20 protein-coding genes are annotated in these 21,623 nt (G+C 60.3%); 6 read left to right on the forward strand and 14 right to left on the reverse strand.

The window, feature by feature from the left end:
* Positions 1-252 precede the first annotated feature (252 nt).
* From AC54XV_RS16075 to AC54XV_RS16090, 4 genes are all read left to right on the forward strand, one after another.
* Positions 253-1,179, forward strand: coding sequence for an alpha/beta fold hydrolase (locus tag AC54XV_RS16075; RefSeq protein WP_024639643.1), 927 nt, complete (start codon positions 253-255; stop codon positions 1,177-1,179).
* Positions 1,180-1,276: 97 nt separating this feature from the next.
* Positions 1,277-2,464: an efflux RND transporter periplasmic adaptor subunit gene (locus tag AC54XV_RS16080; protein ID WP_011268240.1), complete on the forward strand. Its 1,188-nt coding sequence runs from the start codon at positions 1,277-1,279 to the stop codon at positions 2,462-2,464.
* Entirely contained in the window at positions 2,461-3,552 is a 1,092-nt protein-coding gene (locus AC54XV_RS16085; RefSeq protein ID WP_011268241.1) for an efflux RND transporter periplasmic adaptor subunit, read from the forward strand. The genes AC54XV_RS16080 and AC54XV_RS16085 overlap by 4 nt, the downstream gene beginning before the upstream one ends.
* A complete protein-coding gene (locus AC54XV_RS16090) occupies positions 3,549-6,587 on the forward strand; it encodes an efflux RND transporter permease subunit (RefSeq protein ID WP_060408816.1) in 3,039 nt (1,012 codons plus the stop codon). The genes AC54XV_RS16085 and AC54XV_RS16090 overlap by 4 nt, the downstream gene beginning before the upstream one ends.
* Positions 6,588-6,591: 4 nt before the next feature.
* On the opposite strand, the gene AC54XV_RS16095 is transcribed toward AC54XV_RS16090, so the two are convergent.
* The 5 genes from AC54XV_RS16095 to AC54XV_RS16115 form a co-directional block, all read right to left on the reverse strand.
* On the reverse strand, positions 6,592-7,437 hold the full coding sequence (locus AC54XV_RS16095) for an amidohydrolase family protein (protein WP_024639647.1): 846 nt from the start codon (positions 7,435-7,437) through the stop codon (positions 6,592-6,594).
* 55 nt (positions 7,438-7,492) lie between these two features.
* The gene (locus AC54XV_RS16100) at positions 7,493-8,779 is read right to left on the reverse strand and encodes an MFS transporter (RefSeq protein WP_003404995.1); all 1,287 of its coding nucleotides are present in this window, start codon (positions 8,777-8,779) and stop codon (positions 7,493-7,495) included.
* A 49-nt stretch (positions 8,780-8,828) separates the two neighbouring features.
* Positions 8,829-9,560 carry a GntR family transcriptional regulator gene (locus tag AC54XV_RS16105; protein WP_060408818.1) on the reverse strand — a complete coding sequence of 244 codons (732 nt, stop codon included), beginning with the start codon at positions 9,558-9,560 and terminating at the stop codon, positions 8,829-8,831.
* Between the two features lie 125 nt (positions 9,561-9,685).
* Positions 9,686-10,336 (reverse strand): HNH endonuclease family protein, encoded by a 651-nt coding sequence (locus AC54XV_RS16110; protein ID WP_003404997.1) that lies wholly within the window; start codon positions 10,334-10,336, stop codon positions 9,686-9,688.
* Positions 10,323-11,672 carry an AAA family ATPase gene (locus AC54XV_RS16115; RefSeq protein WP_003404998.1) on the reverse strand — a complete coding sequence of 450 codons (1,350 nt, stop codon included), beginning with the start codon at positions 11,670-11,672 and terminating at the stop codon, positions 10,323-10,325. Before AC54XV_RS16115 ends, AC54XV_RS16110 begins: the two co-directional genes overlap by 14 nt.
* Before the next feature lie 243 nt (positions 11,673-11,915).
* Here AC54XV_RS16115 and AC54XV_RS16120 point away from each other — a divergent pair, with 243 nt between their 5' ends.
* Together AC54XV_RS16120 and AC54XV_RS16125 are read left to right on the forward strand one after the other, a co-directional pair.
* Complete coding sequence (locus tag AC54XV_RS16120; RefSeq protein WP_011268247.1) at positions 11,916-13,112, forward strand: MFS transporter; 1,197 nt, start codon at positions 11,916-11,918, stop codon at positions 13,110-13,112.
* Between the two features lie 227 nt (positions 13,113-13,339).
* The gene (locus AC54XV_RS16125) at positions 13,340-14,086 is read left to right on the forward strand and encodes a hypothetical protein (RefSeq protein WP_003405003.1); all 747 of its coding nucleotides are present in this window, start codon (positions 13,340-13,342) and stop codon (positions 14,084-14,086) included.
* A gap of 43 nt (positions 14,087-14,129) precedes the next feature.
* Here AC54XV_RS16125 and AC54XV_RS16130 read toward each other — a convergent pair whose 3' ends face one another.
* From AC54XV_RS16130 to AC54XV_RS16170, 9 genes are all read right to left on the reverse strand, one after another.
* Positions 14,130-14,852 (reverse strand): alpha/beta hydrolase, encoded by a 723-nt coding sequence (locus AC54XV_RS16130; protein ID WP_024639649.1) that lies wholly within the window; start codon positions 14,850-14,852, stop codon positions 14,130-14,132.
* Positions 14,853-14,926: 74 nt separating this feature from the next.
* A complete protein-coding gene (gene gspD / locus AC54XV_RS16135) occupies positions 14,927-17,254 on the reverse strand; it encodes a type II secretion system secretin GspD (RefSeq protein WP_003405006.1) in 2,328 nt (775 codons plus the stop codon).
* Positions 17,254-17,784, reverse strand: coding sequence for a type II secretion system protein, XpsN-like (locus tag AC54XV_RS16140; RefSeq protein ID WP_003405008.1), 531 nt, complete (start codon positions 17,782-17,784; stop codon positions 17,254-17,256). Before AC54XV_RS16140 ends, gspD begins: the two co-directional genes overlap by 1 nt.
* The gene (gene gspM / locus AC54XV_RS16145) at positions 17,781-18,392 is read right to left on the reverse strand and encodes a type II secretion system protein GspM (RefSeq protein WP_058822211.1); all 612 of its coding nucleotides are present in this window, start codon (positions 18,390-18,392) and stop codon (positions 17,781-17,783) included. Before gspM ends, AC54XV_RS16140 begins: the two co-directional genes overlap by 4 nt.
* Entirely contained in the window at positions 18,367-19,461 is a 1,095-nt protein-coding gene (locus tag AC54XV_RS16150; RefSeq protein ID WP_024652444.1) for a type II secretion system protein GspL, read from the reverse strand. Before AC54XV_RS16150 ends, gspM begins: the two co-directional genes overlap by 26 nt.
* On the reverse strand, positions 19,458-20,192 hold the full coding sequence (locus AC54XV_RS16155; protein WP_103377680.1) for a general secretion pathway protein GspK: 735 nt from the start codon (positions 20,190-20,192) through the stop codon (positions 19,458-19,460). Before AC54XV_RS16155 ends, AC54XV_RS16150 begins: the two co-directional genes overlap by 4 nt.
* Positions 20,189-20,821, reverse strand: coding sequence for a type II secretion system protein GspJ (locus tag AC54XV_RS16160; protein ID WP_003405015.1), 633 nt, complete (start codon positions 20,819-20,821; stop codon positions 20,189-20,191). The genes AC54XV_RS16155 and AC54XV_RS16160 overlap by 4 nt, the downstream gene beginning before the upstream one ends.
* Positions 20,818-21,189: a type II secretion system protein gene (locus tag AC54XV_RS16165; protein ID WP_011268251.1), complete on the reverse strand. Its 372-nt coding sequence runs from the start codon at positions 21,187-21,189 to the stop codon at positions 20,818-20,820. Before AC54XV_RS16165 ends, AC54XV_RS16160 begins: the two co-directional genes overlap by 4 nt.
* Positions 21,189-21,623: a prepilin-type N-terminal cleavage/methylation domain-containing protein gene (locus tag AC54XV_RS16170; protein WP_003411575.1), complete on the reverse strand. Its 435-nt coding sequence runs from the start codon at positions 21,621-21,623 to the stop codon at positions 21,189-21,191. Before AC54XV_RS16170 ends, AC54XV_RS16165 begins: the two co-directional genes overlap by 1 nt.

A 21,623-nucleotide genomic window follows, 5' to 3' on the forward strand; every position in this document is an offset into this window, starting at 1 on the left:
CCTCAATAAATGCGCTTTTCAGGCTCCATACGGCGCTTTTCCCCGATTAAAACCTTCTATTGCCAAAACGATGATGGCCAAACGCCAACGGACAATGTGAACAGCCAGACACTTTTATGACGTCAGTGACTTGTCGCCATGCTGGCACTGCGTTATCTATGTCCGGGCAAGCACAGTTCCTGCGGTAACGTTTCCGCTGCACCCAGAATAATAACTCACCGGATTTCGCCACTTACCAGGCGAGGCTTTGGCATGGCTGCCGAAGCAGAGAACGCTGCACTAATTGCTGGATCAAATTTTAGCTGGGAGGCTGTTATGGGCGCACAATCGAAGATTCTAACAATCGGTAAGTACAAGGTTTACGCCGAGACTTACTGGAAAGGCAGCGACGCCAAGACCATTCTGCTGGTCAACGGTGCACTGTCGACCACGGGCTCTTTCGGGCAGACGGTCAAGTACTTGCAACCGCACTACAACCTGGTGCTGTTCGACCTGCCGTTTTCGGGGCAATCCCGAGCGCACAACCCGGACGACATGATTGTCAGCAAGGAAGACGAAGTAAACATTCTCCTGCAACTGATTGATCTCTATCAGGTAAACCACCTGTTGTCGGTCTCCTGGGGCGGTGTATCGGCCCTGCTGGCGCTCTCCGAATGTCCTCCGTCCGTGGAGAAGGCCATCATCAGCTCGTTCTCGCCGGTCCTCAACGAGGCCATGCTCGACTATATCGACAACGCCCAGGTCTACCTCGCCGCACGTGAAAAACGCAAGATCGGCTCACTGCTCAACGACACCGTGGGAAAGTACCTGCCACGCCTGTTCAAACTCTATAACTACAAGCACCTGATCAGTCTTGCCGAGCACGAATATCGCCAGATCGACTTTCATATCAGCCAGATTCGCCAACTAAGCGCCAGTAACTACGTCGAGCGTTTCTCCTCGATCAACATTCCGGTGCTGTTCATCAACGGTGAAAAAGATGAATACACCACCGTTGAAGATGCCCGCATGTTTTCCAACTACATCGCCAAAAGCAGTTTCAACGTCGTTCCGGACACCGGGCACTTTCTGGACCTGGAAAGCAAGGCGGCGTGGCACCACTCGCAAAGAAACGTACTGACATTTCTGGGCACTGAAGCTACCCAGGAGGTTTGGCCCAGCGTCACCGCGATGGCCTGAAGCACTCGCCTGCGCCCGGGAAGCCCTTGCGCTTTTCCGGCGTGACGCTGTGATTCATGGGTGTTGGCTTTCTTTGATCGGGCAGTGCTATTCGTTGATGACTTTTTCCTTTGCAACGCTCCTGCGTTCGTGCTGCCGTGTTTCCGGAAATATCCGGCCGTTGCACTCCCTGTACGCCCAGCCCCATGTGGTACTGGGTTTCATCTCGCTACTGTCACTCAGCGCCTGTTCTGCAGGAAAACCCGCAGAAAAGGCGCTGGTGCGAGTCAGCGCGCAACCGGTTGCCTTACTCAACGTTGCCAGCAGTGTGACGCTGACGGGCGATATCCAGGCTCGCAAGGTGACCGAGCAATCGTTTCGTGTCTCCGGCAAGCTGATCAAGCGCTACGTGGATGTCGGGGATCGAGTGCGGGTCGGACAGGTGCTGGCCAGACTCGACGCACGCGAGCAAAACACCGAGCTGGCGTCAGCCCGTACCGAAGTCGCGGTACGACAGTCGCGGCTGCACCTCGCCGAACAGAACTACCAGCGGCAGCAAGTGCTGCTGCCCAAGGGTTTTACCAACCTCAGTGAATACCAGAAGGCCCGCTCCGGCCTCGACAGTGCGCGGGGGGATCTCGCCGCGCTGCAGGCGCAGCAGGCCAATGCGCGTGACCAGGTCGGTTATACCGGGCTGTTCGCAGCAGCCGATGGCATCGTGACGGCGCGGTATGCCGAAGAAGGTCAGGTGGTTCAGGCCGCCACTGCGATTTTCAGCGTCGCCCACGATGGCGAGCGCGAAGCGGTATTTTCCGCGTATGAATCACTGCTGCGAGCCGATCAGAAAGGTGCCGCAGTGACTGTCAGCCCCTTGGGCCAGCCAGGGACTCAGTTGACCGGCATCATCAGGGAAATCACCCCTATCGTCTCCGCTGCAAATGGCACGTTGCGAGTGCGCGTTGCTCTGCAGGGCGCCGCTGCGTCGCTCGCGCTGGGCTCCGTGGTCAGCGCTCGCTTGCAGACGCAGTCGCAATCGGCGTTCGCCCTGCCCTGGTCCGCCTTGAGCCGCACACAAGGACAACCGGCAGTCTGGCGGGTGGACGCCCAGGCCAGGGTCAGGCTGACGCCTGTCAAAGTGCTGCGTTACGAACAGGGTCAGGTCATCGTTTCAGAAGGGCTGTCCGAAGGTGATCGGGTGGTGTCCCGGGGGCTGCAGTTTCTCTACCCGGGGCAACGGGTAGAGGTCGCAGGGCAAGCGCAAGCCGAACAAAGCGTCTCGCTGGCGTCATCGGGAGCTGCGCAATGAGCACCTCGTACGCAGAAACACGAACCAGATCCCGCTGCTGGCTGATCTGCATTCTGATCGTGGCTCTGCCGGGCTGCCGCGACAAACCGCTTCGCGAGGTTGTCGAACGCCCGGTACTGTTCACCGAAATAGTCGATCAGCGCAGCGCCTCTCATGGCCGCTTCGCCGGCGTCATTCAGCCGCAGTATGAAGTGGCATTGGGGTTTCGCGTCGCAGGGCGACTGGCAAGCCGGCATGCGGAGATCGGTGATCGGGTGCGCAAGGGCGATCTGCTCGCCACGCTGGAACCCGGCGACCAGCAACACCGTTTGCGTGCCCGCCAGGCAGAACTCGGCAAAGCCCAATCCGCCTGGCAACAGGCACGCGATGAATTGACGCGCTACCAGCAACTCTATGAGCGCGGTATCGGCTCGCGAGCGCGAATGGATCAGCTGGACAACGACCTGCGCACTCAGGACGCGCTGCGCAATCAGGCCCGCGTCGCGGTGCAGCAAGCCGGTGATCATGTGTCCTACACACATTTGTCAGCCGAGTTCGATGGCCTGATCACAGGATGGCAAGCCGAAGTCGGCCAGGTCATGGCGACCGGTCAGGCAGTGGTCAGTCTTGCGCGCCCGGACAGCCGTGAAGCGGTCGTCGACTTGCCACTCGGTTCGCTGGATGAACGCCACCGCATCAGAGTGATTTCGCAAATCAACGAACAGCTTTCAGTGGCCGCGGACGTCCGCCAGCTTGCGCCGCAAATCAATGCCGAGACCCGCACTCAGCGCGTCCGCCTGGCCTTGCAGAACCCTGCGGACAGCTTTCGCCTGGGCTCGACCGTCACGGTAGAGATCAGTGGCGACGCGCCGGCGTTTCATGAGCTGCCCGGCAGCGCAGTGCTGCAGCGTGACGGCACGTATCAGGTGTGGGTGATCGACCCAACGACATCGACACTGGTCCCGCGCGCGGTGCAGGTACTGGCGCGATCAGGCTCGACGGTAAGGGTCAGCGGCGCGCTGCACGAGGGCGAAAAAGTAGTGACTGCCGGCGTCAACGGCATGCAGTCCGGACAGAAGATCCGCCTGCAGCGAGAGGTCAGTTTGTGAAGGAGCGCTTCAATCTGTCGGCCTGGGGGCTCAGGCATCGCACGCTGGTCTGGTACATGATGTTCGTTTCACTGCTGATGGGCAGCTGGTCATTCCTGAATCTGGGGCGTGAGGAAGACCCTTCATTCGCCATCAAGACCATGGTCATTCAGGCGCGCTGGCCGGGTGCGACGCTGCCCGACACCCTGCAGCAGGTGACTGACCGGCTGGAAAAGAAGCTCGAAGAAATCGACGCGCTGGATTACGTGAAAAGCTACACGCTGGCTGGCGAATCGACGCTTTTTGTCTTCCTCAAAAGCGAAACCCGCAGCGCCGACATCCCTGCGGCCTGGTATCAGGTGCGCAAGAAGATCAGCGATGTGCGCGCCGAACTGCCCAGCGGCATTCAGGGCCCGGCGTTCAATGACGAGTTTGGCGATGTGTTCGGCAGCATCTATGCGTTCACCGCCGATGGCCTGTCTTTCCGCCAGTTGCGCGATTATGTCGAGCAAGTGCGCGCGGATATTCGCAGCGTGCCCAACCTGGGCAAGATCGAATTGCTAGGCGCCCAGCGCGAAGTCATTTATCTGAATTTCTCGATCCGCAAGCTCGCGGCGCTGGGCATCGATCAGCGCCAGGTGCTGCAAAGCCTGCAAGCGCAAAACTCGGTCACGCCGGCCGGCGTGATGGAGGCAGGTCCCGAACGCATTGCCGTGCGGGCCAGCGGACAGTTCAGTAATGAACAGGACCTTGAGGCGGTCAATCTGCGCTTCGGCGACCGGTTCTTTCGCCTCAGCGATCTGGCGACCATCGAGCGCCGTTATGCCGATCCGCCCTCCTCACTGTTCCGCTTCAACGGCCAGCCAGCCATCGGCCTTGCGGTGGCCATGAAGCAAGGTGGCAACATCCAGGCATTCGGCACCCAGTTGCAGCAGCGCATCGACGATCTGACCACCGAGCTGCCGCTGGGCATCGACGTGCACCTGGTCTCAAGCCAGGCCAATGTGGTCGAAAAAGCCATCGGCGGCTTCACCCACGCACTCTTTGAAGCGATCCTGATTGTGCTGGTCGTCAGCTTCATCAGCCTAGGCATTCGTGCCGGTCTGGTGGTGGCCTGTTCGATTCCGCTGGTGCTGGCGCTGGTCTTCGTGTTCATGGAGTACAGCGGCATCACCATGCAACGTATCTCGCTGGGCGCACTGATCATCGCTCTGGGGCTGTTGGTGGATGACGCGATGATCACCGTCGAGATGATGGTCACCCGCCTGGAAAGCGGCGATTCGTTACCGCAGGCCGCTACCTTCGCGTACACCTCGACCGCCTTCCCGATGCTGACCGGCACATTGGTGACCGTCGCCGGTTTCGTGCCCATCGGCCTGAACTCCAGTTCCGCAGGCGAATACGTGTTCACCATGTTCGCCGTCATTGCCGTGGCGTTGCTGCTGTCCTGGCTGGTGGCGGTACTGTTCGCGCCCCTGATTGGCGTACACATCCTCAAGGCCTCGGCGCAACATGCCGCGCCGGGGCGCTGGATGCGTGGTTTCAGCCGCCTGCTGGTCAAGGCACTCGAGCACCGCGGGTGGGTGATCGGCATCACGTTGCTGATGTTCATCGGGTCGCTGTTTGCAGGCAGGTTGCTGCAGAACCAGTTCTTCCCGGACTCCGACCGCCCGGAAATCCTCGTGGATATTTACATGCCGCAAAATGGCTCCATCGAAGGTACGCGCCAGACCATGGACCGCTTTGAGGCAACGCTCAAAGAAGATGCCGATGTAGTGCGCTGGAGCTCTTACGTGGGCAAGGGCGCAGTGCGTTTCTATCTGCCGCTGGATCAGCAATTGAGCAACCCGTTCTACGGGCAACTGGTGATCGTCAGCCAGGGAGGCGAAGCGCGTGACCGGCTGATCGAGCGCTTGCGTCAGCGCTTTCGTGACGATTACGTCGGTGTGGGTGGCTATGTTCAGCCGCTGAACATGGGGCCGCCGGTGGGCTGGCCGGTGCAATACCGGGTCAGCGGACCGGACATCGAGCAGGTGCGCAGCCAGGCCATGGCGCTGGCGGCGATTCTCGATGCCAACCCCAATATCGGCCAGGTCATCTATGACTGGAACGAACCGGGCAAGGTGCTGAAGATCGACATCGCGCAGGACAAGGTGCGCCAGTTCGGTCTGTCCTCCGAGGACGTGGCGCAAATCCTCAACAGCCTGGTCAGCGGCACCACCATCACTCAGGTGCGTGACAGCACCTATCTGATCGACCTGGTCGGACGCGCAGACAGCGACGAACGCAGCTCGGTGCAGACCCTCGCCAATCTGCAGATCCCCACACCCGGCGGTGCGAGCGTGCCGCTGCTGGCGTTCGCCACGCTCAGTTACGAGCAGGAACAGCCACTGGTCTGGCGCCGCGACAGGCTGCCGACCATCACCCTGAAAGCCAACGTGCTCGGCACCTTGCAGCCGGCAGCGCTGGTCAGGCAATTGAAGCCCGACGTCGATGCCTTCAGCGCCCGCCTGCCGTTGCGCTACTCGGTCGCCACCGGCGGCGCCGTCGAGGCCAGCGCGCGCTCACAGGGTCCGATCCTGAAGGTTGTGCCGTTGATGCTGCTGTTGGTGATCAGCTTTTTGATGATCCAGTTGCACAGCGTGAAAAAACTGCTGCTGGTGGTCAGCGTGGTGCCGCTGGGCCTGATCGGCGTGGTCGCAGCCTTGTTGATTTCCGGCTATCCGCTGGGGTTCGTGGCGATTCTGGGCGTGCTGGCGCTGATCGGTATCATCATCCGCAACTCGGTGATTCTGGTCACGCAGATCGATGAATTCATTGCCGCCGGGGAAAGCGCCTGGACATCGGTGGTCAAGGCCACCGAACATCGCTGCCGACCGATTATGCTCACCGCAGCGGCCGCGAGCCTGGGCATGATCCCGATTGCCCGCGAGGTGTTCTGGGGGCCGATGGCCATTGCGATGATCGGCGGCATCGCCATCGCCACCCTACTGACCCTGTTTTTCCTCCCGGCGCTGTATATGGTCAGCTATCGGATCAAGCCACCTGCTGTTTAGCCGCTCAGATTTCCACCGGCAGGAAATCGAACAGTGCCTGCGGAGCCTCGACCAACATAATGCGCTTGAGCGGGTCCGGGCAGTCGAGCGCGCGGAACTGCTCGACCACATCGGTGTAGCTGACCACGTGCTCATGCTGGGTGTGTGGCCAGTCGCTGCCCCATACCAGCCGGCGCGGACCAAAGCTTTGCAGCAGCAACGGCAATGCCGCGCGAGCGAACGCCGCGTTCTGCTCGACACTGCCGCCCAGACGGTAGATTGCCGAAACCTTCATCCACAACTGCCCGCTCAGGCCCAACTCCAGCAAGGCCTGGAAGGCCGGATCAGCAACACCAGGACGCGCATCGGGCCGCCCGAAATGGTCAATCACCAGCTTGCAACCGAACGGCAGCAACTGCCGGATCAGCCCTGGCAGGTCAGCGACCTCGCGGTGCAGTTCGACATGCCAGCCGAGCGTCCAGATGTGTTTGAACAGCGTTTTCCATTCCGACGCGGAGAAGTCCGGCAGCGGCTTGCCGATCAGGTTCAAGCGGATGCCGACGATGCCCAGCCCGGCCATACGCTGCAACACGCCGCGACTGATGTCCGTGTCGACCACGGCCACGCCGCGCAAGCGGTCCGGAGCCTGCGCCAGGGCGTCGAGCAGAAACCGGTTGTCAGTGCCCAGAAAACTGGGCTGGACCAACACGCCGTGGCTCAAGCCATGTTCGCTCAGATTGGCCAGATAGGCGTGCACCGTCGCGTCGTAGTCCGGACTGTAACGTCGTCCTGACGCCAGACTCAAATCCTTGCTGAAGACATGTGCGTGGGCATCGATGCCCAGCATTGGTGTGGTACAGGAATCAATCATGGGTCCGTCTACAAGAAGTCAACGCGGCGCCGCAACGCCGCGGATGAGAGGATTTTCAAGCCTGCTGCGCTGCGCCCTTGTCCAGTGGTTCGGCAACCGGCGGCGTGGCCTCGAGGTTGCGCCCACGGGTTTCCGGCAGACAGAACGCAGCAATCATCGCCACGCCATAGGCAATGCCGGCGTCGATTCCGATGGCGCTGCCGAGCGACATTGACTGGCTCATATGCCCCACCAGAAACGGGAACACTGCCGACAGCACACGCCCGAAGTTGTAGCAGAAGCCCACCCCGGCACCCCGCACCTCTGCCGGGTACAGCTCGTTGAAAAACGAGCCGAGGCTGGCCGGAATGCCTGCGGCAAAGAAGCCCAGCGGAAAGCCGAGAAACAGCATCTGTGTGTTGCTCAACGGCAGCATCAGGTAGCACTGCACGGTGACCACGCAGCACAAGGCGAACAGCATGATGTTCTTGCGTCGACCAATACGGTCGATCAACAGGCCGCTGCACACGCAACCGCACCAGAAGGCAACGATAATGACCGCCAGATAGCCGCCGGAACTGAGCACGGACAGGTTGCGCTCGGTTTTGAGGAAGGTCGGCAACCAGGTCATGACCGCGTGATAACCGCCGTGCGCACCGAGGCCCAGCAAGCCACCGAGCAAGGTAACGCGCAGCAGCTCGGGGCGAAAAATCCCGGCCATCGATCTGAAGAAACTGCCCTTCGGCGCAGCGCTTTTCTGCATGCGCTGAAAACTGTCCGGCTCTTCGACGTTGCGTCGCACCCAGATGATCATCAGGGCAGGCAACAGGCCGACAAAGAACATCACCCGCCAGGCGATATCCTCCGGCACAAATGAATAAATCAGGGTAAACAGCACCACCGCCAGCCCCCAACCCACGGCCCAGGCACTTTGCACAGTGGCCATGACTTTGCCGCGGTAGCGGGACTGGATCGTCTCGGCCATCAACACCGCGCCTGCCGCCCACTCGCCACCGATACCAAAGCCCTGCAGTGCCTTGACGATCAGCAATTGGTTGAAACCGGTCACGAACGCAGACAAAAAGGTAAACAAGGAAAACCACAGGATCATCCACTGCAGCGTGCGCACCCGGCCGTAGCGGTCGGACAGCGTCCCGCCCACCCAACCACCCAACGCGGAGGTCACCAGCGTTACCGCACTGATCAGGCCGGCATCGCCCTTGGTCAGGGCAAAGGCAGCAATCAGGGCCGGAATGGCCAGACCGAACATCTGCACTTCCAGCGCGTCCAGCGACCAGCCGCCAAAACAGGCCCAGAAGGTCTTGCGCTCTTTGGAAGTGACATCGCGATACCAGCTGAACATGGCTTTTATCCTTATGGGCGTTGAACAGCTTGGGCAGGCTGCAGCGCTGTCAGCGAATTTCCACGCTGTAGCGGAAATGACTGGCGTGCCCTCGCGAACGACGCCATTCCAGAGGTTCACCCGCGTAATTGAGCGCCAAGCGTTCGATGACCACCACCGCACTGCCGACCGGAATCTGCAGCAGCCGGCCGTACACGTCGTTGACCGTCTCGGCCGTCAGGCTTTCTTGCGCACAGGCGACCACCTGACCGCAGGCGTCTTCGTAGATCGGATAAAGCAATGGCCCCTGCGTATCGAGGTCAAGCTCCAGCAATGCCTGAAACCGCGCACGTGGCAGCCAGATCTCTTCGGCCAGCACCGGCTGGCCATCCAGCAACCGCAAGCGGACCATACGAATCACCGGGGCACCGGCGGCCATCCCCAGCGCCTGAGCGACCGACGAAGGCGCGTCCACAGGCTCGACGGACAAAATCCGGCTTTCCGGCACCCGGCGTTCACCCGCTTCGGTTTGAAAACGGAAAAAACGAAACAGCGAAGACTGAAACTGCGCACGACGAATGAACGTGCCACGCCCCTGCTGACGCTCCAGAATGTTGTCACTGACCAGCAGATCAATGGCCTTGCGCACCGTGCCGGTGGACAGGCAATACTCGGCAGACAAAGCCGCTTCGGTAGGAATCGCCTCACCCGGACGCCAGCGATTGTTGGCGATCTGTTGCGCCAGGCTGTCGCGCAGGCGCTGATAAAGCGGTAGACGTTCGTCGCTGGAAAGCTTGTTCATTATTTTATTCATCCAGTCATCTATATGAATTTTCAAGCAGATTGATTATTGAGGCGATGCCGTAAAGCGTCAAGAACCGGCAGTCAGCCGGCTATCGAGGTATGAATCGCGTCTGGAGGGCTGATTCAGGAATAGCGAGCGGCCTGGATACTACGAATCACATTGACCAGCACCGGGGAGAAGGCCTGAAGCAAACGCTGAGCGTCTGATTCAAGAAGCTCATCCTTTAACAGGTCAAGGACATCATCTTCTTCAACCAATAGTTCGCCAGGATTCATGCTGCAGGAGAACAGCAGTGCATCAATCATCCTCTTGCGCTCACCTACGAGGCCTCGGTTCGAGTCATGAGTATCACCCAGATTAAGTGCCTTGATACTGACGCGTGCCCGAGCCGTTAAGCCTGCCACCAGACCCGAAAGCTCAAACTGCAGCTCGCTTTCACATTCGCTCATCAACGGTGTAAGCGGTAGAGGCTGACGACCATGGGCATCGTCACACCGTCCGGCCTTGGTGCAACTCGCAACAATATTGTTGAAGTCCAGCGTGCGGTGCGGGGCAAGATGCTGTGCTTCGATATGTTCATTGCAGGCACTGCCCTTCTCGACGGTGATTCTGCAGCAGCAATAGGCGCACAAACCATGCTGCTCGATAACACAGGTATGACGAATGGCATCCTTGAGATCGTCATGCCCCACGAGGTCCGCGTATTTCTTTCCCTTGTTCGCGCGCTTCCATTTCTCCAGCACCGCGAGGGTTCCCTTTTCAATCTTTCTCACGACGTATTTCCAGCTTGCGAATCAGTAACGAAGCCCTGGCCAGTTCAATGTGATCTGCAGGTAACTGGTCGGCCAGCACTCCGTAAAGAGTACGAGCCTCATCAAGCTCGCCCCTGATCAAAAAGTGCTGCATCTCGTCCAGACAGGTCTGAACTGCCTCGTTGCGAATGCCGGTGTCCATGACACTCGACAGAACCTGATTGGCATCAAGGCCATAAAGACTGTCCTGCTCGCGTAACTCGCCATCGTCCATGACGTACACCAGCACATCCTTGCTATCGCTGATAACCAACGGCGAATGAGTGGTCAGGAGAAACTGGCAATTGGGGAACGTTGTAGTGAGTTGGGCGATGAGACTGCGCTGCCATTTTGGGTGCAAGTGCAGATCGACTTCATCAATCAGGACAATGCCATTGCCTTGCAATGGGTTTTCAAGGGCCGGATTCATCATGGCGAGGCGTCTGGCGATGTCGCCGACGAGCGCCATCATGGATTTTTCGCCTTGGGACAGCTGTAAGACATTCAATGTCTCACCATGTTTATCTATCGTCATGTGAGCCTGAGGCTGACGGCGAACTCGCAAATTCGCAAAAGCAGGCATGAAAGCATAGATGGCTGATCGAACAGCTGTCAGTTCTCGATCACGAGAAGACTCGTTCAACCTGAGTAGAACTTCGTACTCTATGCTGTCTGGTCCATGTTTTTGCTGAGCACGCATCAGTGTGTCAGATGATACGCCATTCTCGTTCTCTCGATCCTCTCTATCTCGAAACCACTCGAAGAACTGTCGAAAATCCACACCTCGACTAAGCGCGTCTTCATATCCGTCGAGTTGTCTGTAAGGAGGACGAAAAGGCGCCTCAAGCGGAATATCAACGACTGAACGTTCGGCAGGATAGTAGGCGATCAATGGCAAAGAAGTCGCACCACTGTCTGTGAGCAGTGTTCGGTAACCGTCAGCTAGAAGTGCCAGATGAATCAAGTTCGTTCTCGATTCCACTTTACGCCCAGGACGGACTGAGGAAAGTTGCCACCCAAACTGCGCGCGGTCTGCAAACGGGAAAGACTCGGAAAGCAGTATGCTGACTTCTGAGAAGTCGGCGTTATTTTTTATTCTTTCTAAAGCAACCTTTTTTCCTGCTCCCCTTTCAGATCGAATTCTTGCGATCAACCAAGTGAGCAGAGTGCTCAGGGATTCCAGCAACGTCGTCTTCCCCGCACCATTGTTTCCGACCAGCACCGTCACCTTCGACGCATGATTTTCGGTAGGCGCCAGAGCGACTTCCAGATCGCTGAAACGCCCCACGTTAACGAGCTTGAAGCTTTTGATTTCCATGAAGGTCCCTGAGGGGATTGGTCCAGAACACAATGACGGTCGGCATTATGGCACTCCTGCACGCTCCGTGAAGGCCTCGCCATAAAACGACTTACATCAAATCATCATTCCCGGAAATATCCTGTATCAACTCGCCGCACCTACTTAATGGCCGACAAAACCGTTAGCCTGCGCTGCATCGATCAAAAACCGTCTGACAGACACGCTTTCACGTCTGGCAGTCCCTGCTCAAGCGAGACTTTCATGCCCCACTCGTCCCAATCCCCGCACAACGCTATGACCATGACCCCGGCCATGGTCATGCTGTTCGCCTTCTGCTGCGGCGCGATTGTCGCCAACATCTACTACGCACAGCCGATCATCGAGCTGATTGCGCCGGACATCGGGCTGTCGAGCACGGCGGCCAGTCTGATTGTCTCGTTGACGCAGATCGGTTACGCCCTGGGTTTGTTCTTTCTGGTGCCGCTGGGTGACTTGCTGGAGAACCGCAGGCTGATGCTGGTGACGACTGTCGTCGCGATTCTCAGCCTGCTGGGTGCCGCCTTCGCCGAGCAGCCGAATGTGTTTTTACTGGTCTCGCTGCTGGTGGGCTTCAGTTCGGTGTCGGTGCAGATGCTCATTCCGTTGGCGGCGCATCTGGCTCCGGAGGAGTCGCGTGGGCGGGTCGTAGGCGGGATCATGGGCGGACTGCTGCTGGGGATTCTGCTGGCGCGGCCGATTGCCAGTCTGGTGGCTGACCATTTCGGCTGGCGGGCGGTGTTTGGATCGGCGGCCGTGGTGATGATCGGCATCAGCGTGGTACTGGCGACCACCATGCCAAAACGCCTCCCGGATCATCGCGCGTCCTACGGCCAGTTGCTGTTCTCGCTGTGGACTCTCCTTCGTACCCAGCCGGTGCTGCGTCAGCGTGCCTTTTATCAGGCGTGCATGTTCGCGACCTTCAGCCTGTTCTGGACCGCCGTCCCGCTGGAGCTGTCACGCAATCATGGGCTGTCGCAAACCCAGATCGCGATCTTCGCCCTGATCGGCGCGATCGGAGCCATTGCCGCGCCCATCAGCGGCCGACTGGCAGACGCTGGCTACACCCGCATCGCCTCACTGGGCGCGCTGCTGTTCGGCGCGCTGAGCTTTCTTCCCGGCCTGGTTCATCCAGCGTATAGCGTGATTGGCCTGGCCATAACGGGCGTAGTGCTGGATTTCTGCGTGCAGACCAGCATGGTCCTGGGCCAGCGCACGGTCTACGCGCTGGATGCCGCCAGCCGCAGCCGCCTCAACGCGCTGTACATGACCAGTATTTTCATCGGCGGCGCGATTGGCTCGGCAGTCGCCAGCCCACTGTTTGATCACGGTGGCTGGACCTGGGTACTGATCGCCGGCACGGCACTGCCGCTGATTGCACTGCTCGCGCTGCTCAGGGATCGATCCAGGCAGAATGCGTAAACGCTGCACTTTGTAACTGATTTACAGGATAATGCCGCGGCGATGGTATAGCCCATCGCCCTTCTGGCTCTCTCTCGCAACTCAAGGCTCGCGTATCCGGCACCTCTGGATCTGCGCGATTGAACACGGATTGTACACACGCCTCATCCCAAGGCTCCGAATCCGTCGATACTGCTTTTCAAGCGCATCGGCACGCACTTGCGCAACCCGAACAAGGCATAACAGCAATGGACGCAGCACCACGAACAAGCAAGATTTCCGCGATTTTCGCCAAGATATCGCTCGGCATCAGCGGTATGATCGGGGCTATCTGGAGCATCTTCACCTACCTTTTCCCGGACCCGGCCGTTCTTGGCCTCAGTATTGACTTCATAAACTGGAAGACACTGGTCATTATCGTCGGCACCGGCATGGTGATAAGCGGGCTGTACATCGCAATCATGGCCAGAAAGCTTCCATCGCCGCTCAAGCTCGGCGTCTGGCTGGCACTGTCACTATTTCTCTGCGCGGTGTTTTTCAAACTGGGCGGCGAATACGCTAAACCTTCGGTCGATTTCGCCCGCGCTCAGACACTGTTCACCGAGAACGAAAGCGCCAACCTGTTCGGCAAGCGCTCCGAGACCGTCGACAACGTAAGTATGGAGTTGCTGGGTTGTGACCAGAACGGCCAGTCGCCTACCTGCATGCTGGAGCTGATCAATAAAAGTGCCGATCGCGACTTCAGGTTTCTCAACCCGATCAGCCTGTTCGAAGAAACCGGCGGTGCGCTGGGGCTTTCGCAACTGCGTGTCGGCGATGCAAAGTTCGATCGCTGGGACAGCTTCCAGTTGATCCGCAACGTGCCTACCCGCGTGACACTGATCTTTGAAGCGACCAAGGGCCGTGTGAAGCAGTCACCTGCCTTGAAGCTGACCTTCCGCGATCGCGAGAACAAGGACAACGTGCTCAAGTTCAACGAGGTCAAGGTCAACTAGTTGACCGAAGATTGAGCGTCGCCCCCTCGGACGACGCACGTATTCACTGGCGGTTTGACTGCTTCAACCAAGCCGCCAGATCCATCACTTCAGCCTCGTTGATGCTGTGCCCCATGCCTTCATAGGCATGTAACTGTGGCGTCAGACCGAGCGTTTTCAACGTCGCCTCGGCTTGCGGTGCACTGGCATAGGCTACCTGGCGATCCTGGGTGCCGTGACCGATGAATACGCTCAGGGCCTTGAGGTCGTCGGAGGTTTTGACCTCGGACTTCACGACCGGCAGCAGCCGTCCGCTCAATGCCGCAAAACCGCCGACCAGTTTTGGCTGTCGCAGGGCAACTTCGTAACTCATCATGGCGCCCTGGCTGAAACCGATCAGGAAGACCTTGCCAGGCTGCGTGTGAAACTTTTCAGTGGCCTTGCCAATGAACGCAGCCAGCTGGGTACCGCTGCTTTTCAGGTCTTCGGTCACACCGTCATAATCCGCGACGCCGGGCTTCTGGGTGAACCACTTGTAGCTGTCAGCACGCAACTCCATCGGCGCCTGTACCGACACATAGTTGTAGTCGGCCGGAAGCTCTTCCTTGAGCCCGAACAGGTCGGCGGCATTGCTGCCGTAGCCGTGGATGAAAATCACCAGCGGCTGGTCAGGCTTGTCGACATTGGTCTGCGCGAGATAATCGAGCGGCAGGTCCGTGTGCAAGGTGTCCTGCGCCTGCGCCATTGCGGTAAAGGCAAACAGTAAGGCAGCGAAAAATCTCAGCATCTGTTCATGACCTCTGTTTGACGCCGCCCAAAGGCAGCGTCGTGAGTGGGCGTGGTGGCAGCAATCAACCTGCGTCAGTTCTGCATGCTGGTCCGCGAAACTTCCGGCTTGATCAGTTGCATCTGCTGACGGTAATCATCCGTCACCTGACGCGCCTGGCTGCTGCTGGTAATGACTCGCGGCGTGATCAGCACGATCAGTTCGGTACGGTTCTTGGACTTGCTGGTATTGCCGAACAGCCATCTCAAGCCCGGGATGCGTCCCAGATAAGGTACGGCACTGACCGACTCGGCGTTATCCTGCTTGATCAAACCGCCCAGCAGTACGGTCTGACCACTCTGCGCAGCCACCTGCGTGGCGACCGAGCGGGTGGAGATACGCGGATTGCCGTTGGCGTCGTTGCCAGTGGTATCGGTGTCGGCACTGCTGACCTGCTGCTGAATGTCCATATACACCAGCCCGCCCGGGTTGATGCGCGGCACGACGTCGAGAATCACGCCGGTCTGCACATATTCGACGCTGCTTAATGTAGTGTCGGTGGAAGAGTTGGTGTTGATCGAGGTCTGGCTGATCGGGATATTGTCGCCGACCTGAATCTGCGCCTGCTGGTTGTTCATCACCACCAGCGACGGTGCCGACAGGACCTGGGTACGCCCATTGGTTTCCAGCGCTCGCAAGGCGACTTGCAGGTTGTTGCTGACGAAGGAGTAGAAGAACGCGTCAGTAGAGGCCAGCGCCGCCCCGCCAGTACCAATCGCGCCCTGACTGCCTGAGGTGTTGGTGACGTTGCCGGTGGTACCCGAGTTGCCCGCCAGACGCCCGAGGTACCACTGCACCCCCATATCCAGCTCGCCCGTGAGCTGAACTTCCAGAATGCGCGTCTCGATCTGCACTTGCAGCGGTGGATTATCGAGGCGCTTGATGGCCGACTCGATCTCCTTCCACTGCGCCGGGCGGGTGCGCACCAGTAACTGGTTGCTGCTCTTCTGCGCAGTGATGCGCGTGCTGGCGTCCAGAGACTTGTTGTTGCCGCCAGACCCGCTGCCGTCCTGGCTGGCCGAATCCGAATCGCCGCTGCTCTGATCGTCGCCTTCCGATTCGCTGTCGCCATTGGTCTGGCTGTTGTTCATGCCTTGACTGTTGCCAAAACCTCCGCCATTGCTCAGGCCGCTGCCGGTACCGCCCAGCCCGTTGGAGCTGCTCATGCCGCCCACACCGCTGCCGCCACTGGAGTTGAGCGACGACAAGGTGGTGGTGCGCAGGCCCGGTGCAACCTTGGCCGCAGCGTCTTCCTTGATGGCGCCGGTGCCGTAGATCTGCCGCAGGTACTTGGCCAGATCGGTGGCCTTCATGTTGCGCACGTCATACACGTACATCTGCGGCTCGTTGCCACCGCCCTCATCGATGGTGTGAATCCACTCGCCGACTTCGTGCAGGTATTCAGGCTGCGAGGAAATCGCCACCACCGAGTTGGTCCGCTCGATCGGCAGGAAACGCACCATGCCCGCCAGCGGCATGCCGCTTTCCGGGCCGAACATTTTCTGCAGCTCGGGCATCAGTTCGCCAACCGAGGCACGTTGCAGGCCGAAAACACCGACAGACATGCCTTTGAGCCAGTCCACATCGAAGGTGTCGATGGTGTCCTGATAGTTGGCCAGCTCTTCCGGAGTACCGGCCAGGCTGAGCACGTTGCGCGCCGGGTCGACCAGCAGAAAGGCGTTTTCCCGGGCGAACGGCTTGAGCAGCTTCTGCATCTCGGTCGCCGAGATGTAGCGCAGCGGAAACAGCCGCGCCGACATGCCGGCCGAAGGTTGCGCCACGCGCATTTCCGGGACCAGCTTGCCCGCTACCGCCTGATTCGACGGCAGGATCACGTAGCGGTTGCCCTGCTTGATCATCGCGTTGTCGGTCCAGGACAGCAGCGTCTCGAGAATCGACAGCGCCTGCTGCTTGTTGACCGGCTTGGACGTCGAGAAGCTCACATCGCCCTTCACACCCTGGGCAATGCTGTAATTCTCGTGCAGCAGATCGCCCATGATGCTGTTGATCACCGCCTGAATCGGCTGATTGGTGAAGTTGAAGACGATGTCACCGGTCTCGGCCTGACGCGCTGCGGGAGCTGCGGCGGGCTGACGGATGAAACGCTGGTTGCCTTTGATGATCTGCCGCTGCGGCGAGCTCGTCGTCTGCTGGGAAGGTGGCTCGACGGGCGGTCTTTCGCTGCGCGGGTCTACCGGCGGACGTTGTGAACCGGTTCCCTGGAGCGCTTCCTGCAGCATGCCATTGTCGGGATCGAGTGTGTCTGACTGTGACGCGCAGCCGCCAAGGGCGACGGCGGTGGCCAGGCAAAGCAAGGGTGTGCGCAAGGTAGCGATGGCAGGAACTCCAGAAAAGGTACCCATCACAGGGTGGAATCGTTGGTTAAGGTAATCGGCGGTGTATTCGACGGCGGCGGCAGACGCAGCGCGGGCAGGCGCAGGACTTGCGTGCGGTCATCGAGTTTGAACGTAGCCTGGGTCGGCTCCAGACGGTCCAGCGTCCAGCCATTGGGCAAGCGATCGCCCTGACGGACTTTCAATGCCGGACCGCTGGCCTGCTTGAGCAATGCCACACGCAAGGAGCCGTCCATGATCACTCCGGTCAGGGTCAGGCCAGCCAGATTGCTGGCTTGTGCATCGGCTTTGCGAACGGCCACGTCAGGGCTGCGATCCGGACTGAACAGCGGGGTTTTCCAGGTATTGGCGAGGCTGTCGAGTGTCGCCGACGGCGCACTGTGGACCTGCGCCCTCTGATCGACCGGGTTGCGCGGTGCCTGCTCGGGCAGCCAGTCCGGTGAGTGCGCAGCGCCGCTGAAGACCAGTGCGATCAAGGCTGCCAGCACTGCAGCGAAAGCCAGCAATGCCCACTCCAGCGGACGTAATGAACCGATCATTGCTCGCCCTCCCCGGCACTGGCCGGTTGCAGGTAGCCGCGCACCAGCAGATGCACCACCAGTTTGCCGGCAGCACCGCTGGCCGGAGCGTTGGCGTCGCGACGCATACTCATCTCGTCAATGAACAGAAACGGGCGCTGATACTCCAGCGCATGCAGGATCGCAGTCAATGGTTCGATGGCGCAGTTCAGGGTCAGGCTGACCTTGACCTGCCGGTATGGCTCGGCACTGTCCTGCTCCGGGGTGATCGGCATGCGCTGGGTCAACTCGCAGCCGCCGCCGGTGCTGGCCTGGCTACTGATCAGGTCGGCAATGCGCTGCATCAGATCGGCTGCCACGGCACTGGGATCCTCGCCCGGCAGCAGGCTGGTGCTGCTGGCCGGATCACGGCGGGCCTGCTCCAGTTGCTCGCGCAACGAATCACCCTGCTGCAGAAGGCCCGCGTAACGCTGCTGCTGTTCGCGCAACTGGTCGGTCTGCTCGTTGATGTCGCGCAGCGGCCCGGCGAACCAGCTGTCGATCAACAACCAGTAAGCCAGGCACAGCACCAGGGCTAGAATCACCAGGGCAGCGCCCCGCCGCTCACGGCTTGTCAGTGGACGGCGCATCGGCGTTCTCCTGCTGCTGGTTCTGGTGCAAATGCGCGCGCAGGGAATACTGATCCTTGCCGGTTTTGGTGTCGGGCTGGATCACCCCCTGAAACTGCGCATTATCCAGACTTCGGCAGTCCTTGACGCGGCCGATCAGCGCACTGGCCTTGGCGCTCTGGCCGGAAAAGGCCACCTCGGCACTGTCGCTGATTTCCATATGCTCGATCCAGGTGTCCGAAGGCAGGCAGGCGGTCAGCTCGCTGAGCAGCGCCGAGAGCGGCGGCTGCGCCGCCTTGCGGCGCAACAGGTAGTTGGCGGCGCCCAGGGTGTTGGTCAGTTGCTGGCGCAGTTGTTGGACCTCGCCAACCTGAGCCTTCTGCTCCTTGACGCTGGCCTGCATGTCCTCGAGCAGGCTCTGTCGGTCGTTCAGCCACAGCAACATGGCGCTCAGCAGCAGGCCGGCACACAGCCAGATCAGCCCGCGCTGCAAGCGATGGCCGGAGCGCGACTGTTGCGGGCGCAGTGGCATCGGCAGCAGATCAATCCCCATGCGCTGCCCTGCAGTCAGGTGCTCAGCACCCACATCCGTGCCGACGTCGACGGCATCGGGACGCAAGCCCCGCTCGGCGCACTCACTGAGTATCGCGTCCAGCCGCTCGCGCAGGATTGCCACCAGCGTGACCTGCACAAAGCTGGCGCTGCGACTGTCCTGACGGGCGACGAAGTACAACTGGCCAGCGTCAAATGGTGTGAAACGATCCAGCTCGTAGCCGACCACGGTCGACAGATTGCGTGCCGCAGCCGCAGGAAGCTGCAAGGTCTGCAACAGCACAGCCGACGGCGGCAACAGCAATACCCGCCGCACCTGGGGCGATGCGTCCGGCAGCGGCTCGACCAATGGCCAGACAAGCGTCTGCTCCACGGTCTCGCGGCCCAGCCATCGACGCACACGCGGCGGCAGGCAGGCGCGAAGCTCCGCCACCCACCATTGCCAGGCGTGTTGCGCCGGACTGCCACGCCACTGCCGGGCGACCTGTTCGCGTAACGCGTAAACAGGCGCCAGACGTGCAGAAACTGATGAATTCATTCTTGCCAACGCAACACCCTGTAGGGTTGTGCGCCTCCCTCCGATGGGCTCAATAAAACAGTGGTCTGTAACAGGGCGGTCACGCCGCCCGGTCGCTCTGCGCGCGTGTCGATGGCCAGTACCTCACCGGGGTCGGCTCCAACCGCGCTCTGGTTCGGCAGGTTCAAGGCCCGACGCAGCAACGCCGAAGCGAACGCCGGGTCGGGCCGATCCAGGCCGCTCCATAATGTTATTTCCGGCAACAGCCGAACATACAGCGCCTGGCTCATGCCCGGCAGCTGGCGAACTTCTTCTACCACCCGCAATGGTGACTGACCGCCATTGCGCTGCGACTCCAGAACCTGGGCGATACCGCTGGCCTGATTCTTGGCCGCGCCACAGGCCTGCAGCAGACGCGATATATCCGCGACCGGCGCGCTGTTGAGGTCCAGCTTGCCCCTCTCGCTTCTGATGCTCACCAGCAGTTGCGTATCATCCATACGCAACGAGACCACACGCCCGTCAGCAATCCAGCGTTTGCGCTGCGCAGCATCGAGCAAGCCCTGTACAGCCATATTCATGCCAGCTTCGGCCGCCATCAGCGCCTGGGTATTTTGCCGCAACCAGAGCGACTGTCGACTCTCCAGTTGCACCCACCCGGCCAGCCCGCCGAGCAACAGGCTCAGCAGCGCCAGCACCCAGAGCACCACCAGCAGCGCAACACCACGCTGCGATTGGCCCGTCATGTTCATTCGCCGCCCGCCCCGCCGGACAGGTCCAGACGCAGGGCCACAACCTCAGAGACCCATTTCACTGCGCCATGGGTCTGCATGTCGATACGCACCGCACCCGGCAAGCGATTCGGCCAGGGCCATTCGGCCATCCAGCCGGTCGGCTTGCCCTTGGGCGTCAGCCCGCGATAACTGAACGTCAACGACTCGACGTTTTGCAGCAATACCTGAGGCTCACCCCAGGGTTTGAGGGCAATGCCATTTGCACTGGACAGAACCTGAGCGAACGACACCTGCAAAGACCGATGGTCTTGCGGCCCCTTGAGCTCCAGGCTGTGAACCTGGATACCGCCGCCCAATTCGCCCGGCAGCGTTGCGACAAACCGCAACTGCTGCGCCGAGCCTTCAAAAAAACCGCTGTTGACGTCATCTTCGCCAGACGTGTCCAGCGGCAGCGCCTGAGCGATCGAGCTGCGCAGAAACGCTTGCGCGGCGCGGATCTCGTCCAGGTTCACGGTGTAGCGCTCAGCCTTGAGCACGGCACGATTGGCCCCCAGCAACGCCCCGGCCACCAGTACCAGCAACACGCCGAGCAGGCTGATCACCAGCAGCACTTCCAGCAGCGTGAAGCCACGCTGGGCGCGCCTCATGACCCCGCCCCGCTGACAGCGCCGCGTAATTTAAACGTGCTGAACTGCGCCTTGCGCTGATGCTCACTGAGCATCAGGTCGAGACGGAACATCCTCGCCTGACCGTTGGCACCCGGCAGCTGACGGATATCCAGTGTCCAGTCGATGCCTGCGAGTTTCCCCTGCCGCGTACCGTTTTCCAGCGGACCGGCGCTTTCCTGATCCATTATCGTGCGTGCCGCATGGCTGAGCCGGTCACTGCGCGCCACCTGCTGCAGAGAGCGCGCACTTTGCCCGAACGCCACCAGCAGAACACCGCTGCACACCGCCATGACGGTCAGTGCAGCAAGCATTTCCAGCAGGGTGAACCCCGACTGCGATGTTTTCATTAAAGCGTCCGGACCTGGACGCTGCCGGTCAGCCAGCCAATATCAATACGCCAGCGTCGGTCGCCGTCAGCGACCACCACGTTGCCGCCACTGGAGCCGCCGTCCGGGTAGAACTCCACAGCGGAGCCAAGATCGGACGCAGTCTGCATGGTCACGCGCAGACTTTCCGGCCAGTGCATCTCGCGCTTGCCGGGCGCCTTGAAGGTCGCCTTGCGCAGATTGAATTCGGTGCGCGCCGGCTGACCGGTGACAATCGCGCGCACTCTGGTGGCCCGTAGCGCTTCGACCATGTCACCGACCGCGCGCCGTTCACTGGCGGTGCTCAAACCCTGTTGCAGACCGAACCCCACCAGACCGACGGCAATGCTCATCAACACCAGCACCACCAGCATTTCCATGAGGGTAAAACCCCGGCTTGCGACAGGCGTTCTCAT

This window comes from Pseudomonas fragariae (ex Marin et al. 2024), assembly GCF_059621105.1.